Below are 12,061 nucleotides of genomic sequence, written 5' to 3' on the forward strand. Positions count from 1 at the left end.
TTGTAGTAGAAAATGGAAAACCTAGCGCTCATCGAATCCTTTTCGGAATTTAAGGACGATAAGTTTATTGACAGGGTGACCCTTATGGCGATTTTGGAAGAAGTGTTCCGAAGTGCGCTCAAGAAAAAGTTTGGTTCTGACGACAATTTTGATATCATCATCAACCCGGACAAAGGGGATTTGGAGATTTGGAGAAACCGTGTGGTTGTTGAAGATGGGGAAGTAGAAGATCCCAACGAAGAGATTTCATTGTCCGAAGCCCGTAAGATCGAGCCCGATTTTGAGGTGGGCGAAGATGTATCAGAAGAGGTGAAACTTATTGATTTGGGTAGAAGGGCCATTTTGGCATTGCGCCAAAACCTGATTTCCAAAATCCATGAGCACGATAATACCACGATCTACAAACAATTCAAGGATCTGGAGGGTGAAATTTATACGGCTGAGGTGCACCATATCCGTCACCGTGCCGTAATTTTGTTGGACGATGAAGGAAACGAAATCATCCTTCCGAAGGAAAAGCAAATTCCATCGGATTTTTTCCGCAAGGGAGACAACGTTCGTGGAATCATTGAGAGCGTAGAGCTTAAAGGGAACAAGCCGGCCATTATTATGTCGAGGACGTCCCCTAAATTCTTGGAGCAATTGTTCTTCCAAGAAATTCCCGAGGTGTTCGATGGTTTGATCACCATTAAAAAAGCAGTTCGTATTCCGGGAGAAAAGGCCAAAGTGGCCGTGGATTCTTACGATGACCGAATCGATCCTGTTGGTGCCTGTGTAGGTATGAAGGGATCACGGATTCATGGAATCGTGCGCGAATTGGGCAATGAGAACATCGATGTTATCAACTGGACCAACAACCCACAATTAATGGTGACAAGGGCGTTGAGTCCAGCCCGTGTGTCTTCCGTTAAATTGAACGATGAGAAAAAAACTGCCCAGGTGTACCTAAAGCCAGAGGAGGTTTCCAAGGCTATTGGTAGGGGAGGGCATAACATACGACTGGCTGGTCAATTGACTGGTTATGAAATAGATGTGTTCCGTGAAGGCGTTGAGGAAGATGTGGAGTTGACCGAGTTTTCTGATGAAATCGAAAGCTGGGTAATCGAAGAATTCAAGAAGATTGGATTGGATACCGCACGCAGCGTTTTGGAACAGGATGTAAATGATTTGGTACAGCGTACCGATCTAGAAGAAGAAACAATCCAAGAGGTGGTTCGCATCCTCAAGGAAGAATTTGAAGATTAGGCTTATATTAGCAGCGAAAATTTAGGGCAAGTAAAATAATTTATGGCAGATAATCCAACAATACGACTTAATAAAGTTCTCAGAGAATTGAACATTTCACTGGATAGGGCGGTCGACTACCTGGCTTCGGAAGGGCATGAGGTAGAGGCTAGGCCTACCACCAAGATATCCAATGAGGTGTATCAGGTTCTGTTGGATGAGTTTCAAACAGATAGGAGCAAAAAGGTCGCTTCCAAGGAAGTGGGCGAGGAAAAGCGCAAGGAAAAGGAGGCCATCCGAATCCGAATGGAGAAAGAGCAGGAGGAGCGAAGGTTAGCCAAGGAGAAAAAGGAGGCCGAACAGCAAGTGGTTAAGGCCAAAGCAGAGCTTTCCGGACCAAAGACCGTAGGTAAAATCGACCTGGACAAAAAACCAGAGAAGCCCAAAACAGAGGAACCCAAGGAAGAGGCTCCAAAAGTTGAGCCCGAGAAAGCCAAAGAGGAAACCCCTGTTCAAAAAGAAGAAGAAAAACCAGCTGCCAAAGCTGAAGAACCCAAAACAGAAGAAGTTGCCGAAACTTCGGAAGAAGCTCCTTCAGATACGATAAAGACGAATTACCAAAAACTTTCAGGGCCCAAAATTACCGGGGATAAGATCGATCTTTCCCAGTTTAACAAGCCCAAAAAGAAAAAGGTAGAAGATAAAGGGGGTAACAAGGGTGCTTCATCCGATAGCGGAGATCGAAAAAAACGCAGAAAGCGGATAGTCAAGAGTGGACCGCAAGCAGGTGGTGCGCGAAATAATAGAGGCCCTGCGGCAAGAAAAGGACAACGTTCTTCCGCGCCTAAAGTGGAGCCTACAGAAGAAGAAGTACAAAAACAAGTACGGGAAACCCTTGAAAAGCTTCAAGGTAAATCCAGTAAGGGTCGCGGAGCCAAATACCGTAGGGAAAAACGAGATCAGCACCGTCAACAAACGGAAAAGGATCTGGAACAGCAGGAACTGGAAAGCAAAATCCTAAAGGTGACCGAATTTGTTACCGTTAATGAACTTGCTACCATGATGAATGTTTCCACAACCCAGATCATCTCCGCCTGTATGTCCTTGGGCATTATGGTTACGATGAACCAGCGTTTGGATGCAGAGACCCTTTCCATTGTGGCTGATGAGTTTGGTTACGAAGTTGAATTTGTTACCGCAGAAATAGAGGAGACCATAGAAGAGGTCCAAGATAGTCCGGAAGACCTAAAGTCCCGTGCGCCGATTGTTACTGTTATGGGGCACGTAGACCACGGTAAAACATCTCTTTTGGATTACATCCGACAGGAAAACGTAATTGCCGGAGAAAGCGGGGGAATTACCCAGCATATTGGTGCTTACGGAGTTGCTTTGGAAGACGGACAGCGAATAACCTTCTTGGATACCCCAGGTCACGAAGCGTTTACCGCAATGAGGGCCCGTGGTGCGCAGGTTACCGATATAGCGATTATCGTAATCGCCGCTGATGATGACATTATGCCACAGACCAAAGAGGCCATTAGCCATGCGCAAGCTGCTGGTGTGCCCATTGTGTTTGCCATTAATAAAGTGGACAAGCCTACGGCCAACCCTGATAAGATCAAGGAAGGACTTGCTGGGATGAATTTGTTGGTAGAAGATTGGGGCGGTAAAGTACAGTCGCACGACATTTCTGCCAAAACAGGACAAGGAGTCAAAGAGCTTTTGGAAAAAGTTTTGTTGGAAGCCGAGTTACTGGAATTGAAAGCCAACCCAAAACGATTGGCAACAGGAACCGTTGTGGAAGCCTTCTTGGATAAAGGTAGGGGCTACGTGGCCACTATATTGGTTCAGGCAGGTACCTTGAATATAGGAGATTATGTATTGGCCGGAACTTGTAGTGGTAAGGTAAAGGCCATGCAGGACGAAAGAGGAAAAAGCGTTAAAAGTGCAGGGCCGTCCACACCTATCTCAATCTTGGGATTGGATGGGGCGCCACAGGCAGGGGATAGGTTCCATGTACTCGAAGATGAGCGCGAAGCCAAACAGATTGCAGCCAAACGTTCTCAATTACAGCGCGAGCAGTCCGTTAGAACACAACGACATATTACATTGGATGAAATCGGACGAAGGATCGCTTTGGGTGACTTCCAAGAGCTGAATATTATCCTTAAAGGTGATGTGGATGGTTCTGTCGAGGCCTTGACGGATTCTTTCCAGAAGCTGTCTACGGACGAAATCCAAGTGAACATCATCCATAAAGGGGTAGGTGCCATTACCGAATCCGACGTGTTGCTGGCCAGTGCCTCAGATGCGATTATTATCGGATTTAATGTGCGGCCTATGGGCAATGCCAGATCAATTGCGGATAAGGAGGAAATCGATATCAGGACCTACTCCATTATCTACGATGCCATCAATGACTTAAAAGATGCGATGGAAGGGATGTTGTCCCCCGAAATGAAAGAAGAAATCACGGGTAATGCCGAGATTCGGGAAACCTTCAAGATTTCCAAAGTTGGAACCATTGCAGGTTGTATGGTCACCAGTGGTAAAATCTTCAGGAACTCACGTATCCGTTTGATTCGTGATGGAGTGGTCATATACACCGGAGAGTTGGCATCCTTGAAACGATTCAAGGACGATGTCAAGGAAGTATCCAAAGGATATGACTGTGGATTACAGATCAAAAATTATAATGATATAAGGGAGGGCGATATTGTAGAAGCCTTCCAAGAAGTAGCAGTGAAGAAAAAACTGTAACGGATATAATTCCTAGAAAAAAACCCGCTCAATGAGCGGGTTTTTTTATGATTTCGTTGCTTTTTCCTCGGGTTTTAAGAGCATGGCATCCGGGTATTTTTTTCGGACCTCCAAGTACTTTCGCTCGGCCTCTAGTTTTGTTTTGAACTTGCCCAGCCTAACCCTATAAGTGGGCGATTCAAACTCTATCTTGGAATACCAATCTGGAAAATCGACCTCTACTTGGTTCAGTAGGTCTTGGGCCTTTTGGTAATTGCCAAAACCCACCTGAATTTGATAAAATCCCGTGTTGGCGTTGGCCTTGGTATAGAGCTTTACCAGCTCATTGATTTTTGGGTCTTGTTGAATGGTCACTTGTCCATCCTGTGCCATAATCTGGGTTGCCATGCCTAGTAAAATGACAGTAAATACAGCAGTTTTCATGTGATTTCTATATTGAATGATGTAAGCTTGTTGCAAATGTAGATTATTAAAGATTAAACAAGTCGAACCGAAGTTATTTAGAATCTTTATAAATTATGAGTTATGAATACCTTAAGATTTCAAAAAATACCTTTATGTCTTACTTTTGTGCTCATTCTTGGTAGGGTAAAAAGCTATTGCGCTCAAACTCAATAGAAACAATCATGCCAAAGATTTCGATAGAAATTTCACGAATATGAAAAAGGTTTTATACCGTCATTTATTTTCTAAAGTTTTAGGTTTATCGCTCCTATTTTTTTCATCATCTTTTTATGCGCAGGAAGAAGCCGAGGCTTCTGCTGAACCCGCCGCCGAACAGGCTGCGGAGGCCACAGGTGGGGACCCTGTAAAAGGGAAGCAGCTCTTTAATCAAAATTGTGCTGCATGTCACGCCTTGGACAGGAAAATGACCGGTCCTGCATTGGCCAATGTGGAGACTCGACTCGCTGAGGAAGAAGGCTTGGATAAGGAGTGGCTCTATTCTTGGATCAAGAACAGTGCTGGCATGATCGCTTCGGGTGATGCGTATGCCAACAAAATTTACGCAGAGTACAATCAGGCGGCCATGACCGCATTCCCAACCTTGTCCAACGAGGACATCGATAATATTTTGGCCTATACTGCCGCTCCGCCAAAGGCGCCTGCTCAAACTGCTGCAGCAACACCTGCAGGTGGTGAAGGTACAGGTGGTTCCAGTTCAGGAATCTCGAATGAGATGATACTGGGAGCTTTGGCACTAGTGTTCGGCCTGTTGGTTGTGATGTTGATCTTGGTGAACAAAACCTTGCGCAGAATCGCGGAGGCCAACGGTGTAGTGCTTGAAAGGGAAAAAGAAAAGCGACTGCCCCTTTGGAAAGCGTTTGCCCAAAATCAATTTTTGGTTTTGGTGAGCGTTGTCTTCCTATTGTTGGCAAGTGCTTACTTTGCTTACGGCTGGATGATGCAGGTTGGCGTAGACCAAGGTTATGCCCCAGTGCAGCCGATACATTATTCCCACAAAATCCATGCTGGGGACAACAAAATCGAGTGTAAATACTGTCACTCATCCGCAAGGGTGTCGAAACATTCCGGAATACCATCCCTAAATGTTTGTATGAACTGTCACAAATCCATTTATGAATACACTGGAAACCCAGAAGGTCCATCTGCTGAGGATTTGGCCAATGGGTATACCAATGAATTCTATACCGGTGAGATTAAAAAGTTGTACAAAGCTGTTGGATGGGATGAGGAAAATCAAAGCTATACTGGCGAAACCCAGCCAGTAGAATGGGTGAGAATCCACAACTTGCCCGATTTTGCATATTTTAACCACTCACAGCACGTATCTGTGGCAGGTATTGAATGTCAAACGTGCCACGGTCCAGTAGAAGAGATGGAAATCATGTATCAGCATGCGCCATTGACCATGGGTTGGTGTATCAACTGTCACCGCGAAACCAATGTTAAGATGGAGGGCAATGAATATTATGAAGCAATTCATGAAGAATTGTCCAAAAAGTATGGTGTGGAGGAACTTACAGCTGCAATGATGGGCGGTTTGGAATGTGGAAAATGTCACTATTAATTAAAAGAAGATAATCTCAGATATATCGTATGGCATCAAACAAAAAATATTGGAAAAGTGAAGCGGAGTTGAATCCGAACGATTCCATTGTTGAGGCGCTAAGAAACAACGAGTTTACAGAAGAGATTCCCGTTGATGATTTTTTGGGGGATAAGGAAACCTTGTCTGCCTCGAATACGTCCCGTAGGGATTTCTTGAAATATGTAGGTTTCAGTACCGCCGCGGCTACGGTCGCAGCTTGCGAAGGGCCTGTCAATAAGTCTATCCCTTACGTTGTCCAGCCGGACAGGATTGTTCCAGGTGTGGCCAACTACTACGCCACTACCATCGCGGACGGTTTTGATTTTGCCAGTATTTTGGTAAAAACAAGAGAAGGAAGGCCTATCAAAATTGAGAACAATACCGATGCCAAAGTCAATGGTGGAGCCAATGCCAGGGTGCAGGCTTCCGTTTTGACCTTGTACGATAGCAAGAGGGTTCAGGGGCCGATGGCCAATGGAGAGCCTGTGGATTGGAATGTATTGGACGCTACCGTAAAGGCAAAGTTAAATGCTTTGAAAGGTACCAATAAGCAAGTAGTGCTTTTGACGCAAACTTATGCGAGCCCATCTACAACAAAATTGATTGCGGAATTTAAGACGGCCTACGGAGAGAATGTGAACCATGTGGTCTACGATGCCATTTCCGAAGATGCTGCACTTAACGCATATCAAAAAGCTTACGGCGAGCGTGCCTTGGCCGATTATGATTTTCAGAAAGCTGATTTGATTGTTTCCTTCGGGGCCGATTTCTTGGGAGATTGGCAAGGTGGGGGCTATGATTCAGGTTACGCCAAAGGGCGTGTACCAAAGAATGGTAAAATGTCCCGCCATATCCAAATGGAGTCGAATATGTCGTTGACTGGCGCCAACGCCGATAAGCGATATCCGATGACCCCAACCCAACAAAAAATTGCCTTGGCCAAATTGTATGGCAAATTGAATGGCAGTAATGTGGGTGGAGGAACTTCTGATGTAGATGAAGCTGTAGATAAGGTTGCTGCTGAAATTAAGAAGGCAGGCAGAAAAGCGGTTGTGGTGAGCGGTCTTAATGACGAAAACGCCCAAACCGTCGTATTGGCCATCAATAAACTGCTGTCCAGCGAAGCTTTTGATCCTGAAAAACCAAAATATGTGCGCCAAGGAGACACAGCCAAGGTCAATAAATTGGTGGCGCACATGAATGCAGGGCGTGTTGGTGCATTGATCATGGATGGAGTGAATCCAGCCTATACATTGCCCAATGCAGAGGAGTTCTTGGCCGGACTTGAAAAGGTCGATTTGTCTGTAGATTTTGCCTACACCAATGATGAAACAGCGCAAGCATCAACTTATGTTGCTGCCGCTTCACATTATTTGGAGTCTTGGGGCGACACACAATTTAAGAAAGGACATTACAGTTTGATCCAACCGGCTATCCGTGAGTTGTTTGATACGAAGCAGTTTCAAACCGCTCTTTTAACATGGATGGGCGTTGAAAAAACATATTACGAGTACCTTAAGGAAACTTGGGCAGCCGATGTGTTGCAAGGTGGTTCTTGGAACAAGGCATTGCAGGATGGGGTGTATGAGGCACCTTTGATGATGGACGATGCTGCTGCTTCCGAGCCTGCTGCCAATACCGAAGACGAAGAGACGCAGCCGGAAATTGTTCCGATCGCTTCTGCTATCCGTGCCTTGGTCAACAGCACGAGTACTGGTACCGAATTGGTACTCTATTCCAAGGTGGGAATGGGTGACGGTCGTCAAGCCAACAACCCATGGTTGCAAGAATTCCCTGATCCTATTTCTAGAGTGTCTTGGGATAACTATGTGACCGTTTCCAAAGCGGACGCTGAATCTTGGGGACTTGAAAATACCATTGTTGCCGATGGTGGACTTAACGGTAGCTATGTCAACTTGACTGTTGATGGTAAGGTGCTGCAAAATGTACCTGTTATCGTTCAGCCAGGTCAGGCCGTAGGAACTGTGGGTCTATCCTTTGGATATGGTAAAAAGGCCGGTATGCAAGCGGAGATGGCAACCGGAGTGAATGCATACACCTTGTATGCCAACTTCTCGGATGTACAAACCGTTACCGTTGAAAAGGCTTCTGGAACACACGAGTTTGCTTGTGTTCAGTCCCAAAAAACCCTTATGGGTAGAGGGGACATTATTAAGGAGACCACACTTGAAATATTCAATACCAAAGATCACGCGGAATGGAATCCCATGCCTCACGTATCGTTGAACCATCAGGAAATTCCTGTGACTTCACCAGATGCTGATCTTTGGGAGGAATTTGATAGAAGTATAGGACACCACTTTAATCTGTCCATTGACCTTAACGCCTGTACTGGTTGTGGTGCCTGTGTGATAGCATGTCATGCAGAAAACAATGTGCCGGTCGTTGGAAAGACGGAAATCCGTCGTTCCAGGGATATGCACTGGTTGCGTATTGACCGTTACTATTCTTCTGAGGATACTTTTGAAGGAGATAACGAGAAGAAGGAAGAAATGGACGGCCTTTGGGGAGATAAAGGATCTCTTGGTGGCTTCAGGGAGATGGAAGACCCATCCACCAATCCACAGGTGGCCTTCCAGCCGGTAATGTGTCAGCACTGTAACCACGCACCGTGTGAAACGGTATGTCCGGTGGCTGCCACTTCCCACAGTAGGCAAGGTCAAAATCATATGGCTTATAACCGTTGTGTAGGTACGAGATACTGTGCCAACAACTGTCCGTATAAAGTTCGTAGGTTCAACTGGTTCTTGTACAACAACAATGACGAGTTCGACTTCAACATGAACAACGATTTGGGTAAAATGGTACTCAACCCAGATGTTAACGTACGTTCCAGAGGTGTGATGGAAAAATGCTCCATGTGTATCCAAATGACCCAAAAAACCATCTTGGATGCCAAGAGGGATGGAAGGGTCGTTAAAGATGGAGAGTTCCAGACTGCCTGTTCCGCAGCATGTAATAATGGTGCCATGGTATTCGGTGACATCAATGACCACGATAGCAAAGTGGTCGAGCTGAAAGAAGATAAGAGAATGTACCATTTGTTGGAGCATGTGGGCACCAAACCGAACGTGTTCTATCATGTAAAAGTGAGAAACACCAACGAGGCTTAATCAATAAAAAAAGAAGTAACTAGAAGATAAATTATGGCGTCGCATTACGAAGCACCTATTCGAAAGCCCTTAGTGGTCGGAGACAAAGGATACCACGATGTAACAGTGGACATTGCCCGTCCGGTTGAGGGAAAGGCCAATAAACAATGGTGGATAGTTTTCTCCATTGCCTTAGTGGCATTCCTCTGGGGTCTAGGATGTATCATTTATACCATTTCTACAGGTATTGGGGTTTGGGGTCTTAACCGAACCGTAAACTGGGCCTGGGATATTACCAACTTCGTTTGGTGGGTAGGTATCGGTCACGCAGGTACCCTGATTTCAGCGGTATTGTTGCTCTTCCGTCAAAAATGGAGAATGGCGATCAACCGCTCCGCTGAGGCGATGACCATCTTTTCCGTTGTTCAAGCGGGATTGTTCCCAATCATTCACATGGGTCGTCCATGGCTAGCGTACTGGGTATTGCCCATTCCCAACCAATTTGGTTCGCTATGGGTCAACTTTAACTCGCCTTTGCTTTGGGACGTGTTTGCGATTTCGACCTATCTTTCCGTATCCTTGGTGTTCTGGTGGACAGGTTTGTTGCCAGATTTCGCAATGATTCGTGACAGGGCCGTAAAACCTTTCCAAAAGAAAATTTATAGCTTGTTGAGCTTCGGTTGGACAGGACGCGCAAAGGATTGGCAACGTTTTGAGGAAGTTTCCTTGGTATTGGCTGGTTTGGCCACGCCTTTGGTACTTTCCGTGCACACCATTGTATCTTTTGACTTTGCTACATCGGTAATCCCAGGATGGCATACCACCATCTTCCCGCCTTACTTTGTTGCGGGAGCGATTTTCTCTGGTTTTGCCATGGTGAACACCCTTTTGATCATCATGCGAAAGGTATGTAGCCTTGAAGCCTACATTACGGTGCAGCATATAGAATTGATGAACATCGTAATCATGATAACAGGTTCCATCGTTGGATGTGCCTATATCACGGAGTTGTTCATCGCATGGTATTCCGGTGTGGAATACGAGCAATATGCCTTCTTGAACAGGGCAACAGGACCTTACGCATGGGCTTATTGGGCCATGATGACCTGTAACGTGTTCTCACCCCAGTTTATGTGGTTCAAAAAATTAAGGACCAGTATCATGTTCTCATTTTTCATCTCCATTGTGGTGAACATAGGGATGTGGTTTGAGCGTTTTGTGATCATCGTTACTTCCTTGCATAGGGATTACTTGCCATCTTCTTGGACCATGTTCTCCCCAACCTTTGTGGATATTGGAATATTTATTGGAACCATCGGATTCTTCTTCGTGTTGTTCCTATTGTATTCAAGAACATTCCCGGTAATTGCACAGGCCGAGGTAAAATCCATTTTGAAGGCTTCTGGAGAGAAATACAAAAAACTAAGGGAGGCTGGTAAACCAATGTACGAAATGCCGCAAGGCGTGAACAGGGTGGTGAGTTACGATGAGCCCATTACGGACGACGTGTTGATGGGTGAACCAAAACCTACCGTTGGCGATAAAGTCGGTGTATCCGAGCTGTTGAGCTCCATTGGAACCTTTGATGCGGCCATGGAAACCCCTGACGATTTAAAGAAAATAAAAGGAGTTGGTCCAGAGATGGAGCGCACTTTAAACGAGATAGGCATTTTTACCTATGCACAGGTCGCCAGAATGACCGAAAGAGAGTATGATTTGCTAGACTCTATTACCGGAAGGTTCCCAGGCCGCGCACAGCGTGACGATTGGGCAGGTCAAGCAAAGTTGTTAAACGATAAAAAATAATTATGGCATCAAAAGTTATACAAGCACTTTACAACGACGACGATGTGTTGATGCATGCTGTAAAAAAGGTTAGGGCAGAGCGACATCATATCGAAGAGGTGTACACTCCTTTTCCAGTTCACGGCCTAGATAAGGCTATGGGATTGGAGGACACTCGAATCGCCATCACCTCTTTCCTTTATGGATGTTTGGGATTGGCAGTTGCCATAGTTATGATGAACTATATCATGATTGAGGATTGGCCCCAAGATATTGGAGGTAAGCCAAGCTTTAGCTATTTGGAAAACATGCCGGCCTTTGTGCCCATCATGTTTGAGCTTACAGTTTTCTTTGCGGCCCACTTGATGGTAATCACATTCTACCTAAGAAGTAAAATGTGGCCCTTCAAAAAAGCGGAGAACCCTGACAAGCGTACTACCGACGACCATTTTTTGATGGAAATTGGCGTACATGACAATGAAAAGGAACTTGCTGATCTGTTGTGGGAAACAGGTGCAGTGGAAGTAAAAGTTACAGAAAAGGAGTCTTAATACTATGAAGCAATTAGGTAAAATAAGTGTTGTTTTGGTTTTGGTTTGGTTCGCTGCATCCTGCGCGGATAAGAACAGGCCAAACTACCAATACATGCCAAACATGTACGAACCCGTAGGATATGAGACCTACCAAGGTGTGGACAGTGGATTGTTTCCTGACGGTACGTCGGCCCTGTTGCCTGCCGAAGGAACCATTTCCAGAGGATACATGCCCTATGAGTTCGAAAACACTCCGGAAGGTAAGGAGCTTGCAAGGATGGACAACAGTCCATTGGATTCCCTTAACCAAGAGGAAAATTTGGCCAGGGGAGCAGAGTTATATGCCATTTATTGTGCCATTTGCCATGGTGTAAAAGGCGATGGGCAAGGTACCCTTGTAAAAAGAGAAAAAATATTGGGTGTTCCCAGCTACGCGGATGCAGCAAGAAACATTACAGTAGGATCAACATACCACACCGTTTACTACGGATTGAACTCCATGGGCTCCTATGCCTCGCAGTTCGCCAATGAGAAAGAAATGTGGCAAGTATCCGAATACGTGATGAAGTTAAAGGAAGACCTAACAAAATAATAGG

The 12,061-nt window shown here is 45.4% G+C and carries 8 protein-coding genes; 7 read left to right on the forward strand and 1 reads right to left on the reverse strand.

From position 1 onward, the window contains the following. Positions 1-12 precede the first annotated feature (12 nt). The gene (nusA, locus tag EO130_RS14620; RefSeq protein ID WP_127142276.1) at positions 13-1,245 is read left to right on the forward strand and encodes a transcription termination factor NusA; all 1,233 of its coding nucleotides are present in this window, start codon (positions 13-15) and stop codon (positions 1,243-1,245) included. A 42-nt stretch (positions 1,246-1,287) separates the two neighbouring features. Continuing rightward, positions 1,288-3,984, forward strand: coding sequence for a translation initiation factor IF-2 (gene infB, locus EO130_RS14625; protein WP_127142277.1), 2,697 nt, complete (start codon positions 1,288-1,290; stop codon positions 3,982-3,984). A 45-nt stretch (positions 3,985-4,029) separates the two neighbouring features. On the opposite strand, the gene EO130_RS14630 is transcribed toward infB, so the two are convergent. After that, on the reverse strand, positions 4,030-4,407 hold the full coding sequence (locus EO130_RS14630) for an SPOR domain-containing protein (RefSeq protein WP_127142278.1): 378 nt from the start codon (positions 4,405-4,407) through the stop codon (positions 4,030-4,032). Positions 4,408-4,642: 235 nt separating this feature from the next. On the opposite strand from EO130_RS14630, the gene EO130_RS14635 reads away from it, so the two are divergent. The 5 genes from EO130_RS14635 to EO130_RS14655 are packed head-to-tail and all read left to right on the forward strand — an operon-like array spanning position 4,643 to position 12,057. Continuing rightward, positions 4,643-6,013 carry a c-type cytochrome gene (locus EO130_RS14635; RefSeq protein ID WP_127142279.1) on the forward strand — a complete coding sequence of 457 codons (1,371 nt, stop codon included), beginning with the start codon at positions 4,643-4,645 and terminating at the stop codon, positions 6,011-6,013. Positions 6,014-6,042: 29 nt separating this feature from the next. Further along, entirely contained in the window at positions 6,043-9,168 is a 3,126-nt protein-coding gene (locus tag EO130_RS14640) for a TAT-variant-translocated molybdopterin oxidoreductase (RefSeq protein ID WP_127142280.1), read from the forward strand. 33 nt (positions 9,169-9,201) lie between these two features. Further along, positions 9,202-10,953, forward strand: a complete 1,752-nt coding sequence (gene nrfD, locus EO130_RS14645) for an NrfD/PsrC family molybdoenzyme membrane anchor subunit (RefSeq protein ID WP_127142281.1) — start codon at positions 9,202-9,204, stop codon at positions 10,951-10,953. 2 nt (positions 10,954-10,955) lie between these two features. Continuing rightward, entirely contained in the window at positions 10,956-11,483 is a 528-nt protein-coding gene (locus tag EO130_RS14650) for a DUF3341 domain-containing protein (RefSeq protein WP_127142282.1), read from the forward strand. 4 nt (positions 11,484-11,487) lie between these two features. Beyond that, entirely contained in the window at positions 11,488-12,057 is a 570-nt protein-coding gene (locus tag EO130_RS14655) for a c-type cytochrome (RefSeq protein ID WP_127142283.1), read from the forward strand. The last annotated feature ends 4 nt before the right edge of the window (positions 12,058-12,061 follow it).

This window comes from Flagellimonas marinaquae (assembly GCF_003992675.1).
Lineage (GTDB): Bacteria > Bacteroidota > Bacteroidia > Flavobacteriales > Flavobacteriaceae > Flagellimonas > Flagellimonas marinaquae.

Excerpts from the sequence above, each read along its gene's own strand:
- EO130_RS14630 (WP_127142278.1), bottom strand. The coding sequence starts at position 4,407 with ATGAAAACTGCTGTATTTACTGTCATTTTACTAGGCATGGCAACCCAG.
- nrfD (WP_127142281.1), top strand. The coding sequence starts at position 9,202 with ATGGCGTCGCATTACGAAGCACCTATTCGAAAGCCCTTAGTGGTCGGA.
- infB (WP_127142277.1), top strand. The coding sequence starts at position 1,288 with ATGGCAGATAATCCAACAATACGACTTAATAAAGTTCTCAGAGAATTG.
- EO130_RS14655 (WP_127142283.1), top strand. The coding sequence starts at position 11,488 with ATGAAGCAATTAGGTAAAATAAGTGTTGTTTTGGTTTTGGTTTGGTTC.
- EO130_RS14650 (WP_127142282.1), top strand. The coding sequence starts at position 10,956 with ATGGCATCAAAAGTTATACAAGCACTTTACAACGACGACGATGTGTTG.
- EO130_RS14635 (WP_127142279.1), top strand. The coding sequence starts at position 4,643 with ATGAAAAAGGTTTTATACCGTCATTTATTTTCTAAAGTTTTAGGTTTA.
- EO130_RS14640 (WP_127142280.1), top strand. The coding sequence starts at position 6,043 with ATGGCATCAAACAAAAAATATTGGAAAAGTGAAGCGGAGTTGAATCCG.
- nusA (WP_127142276.1), top strand. The coding sequence starts at position 13 with ATGGAAAACCTAGCGCTCATCGAATCCTTTTCGGAATTTAAGGACGAT.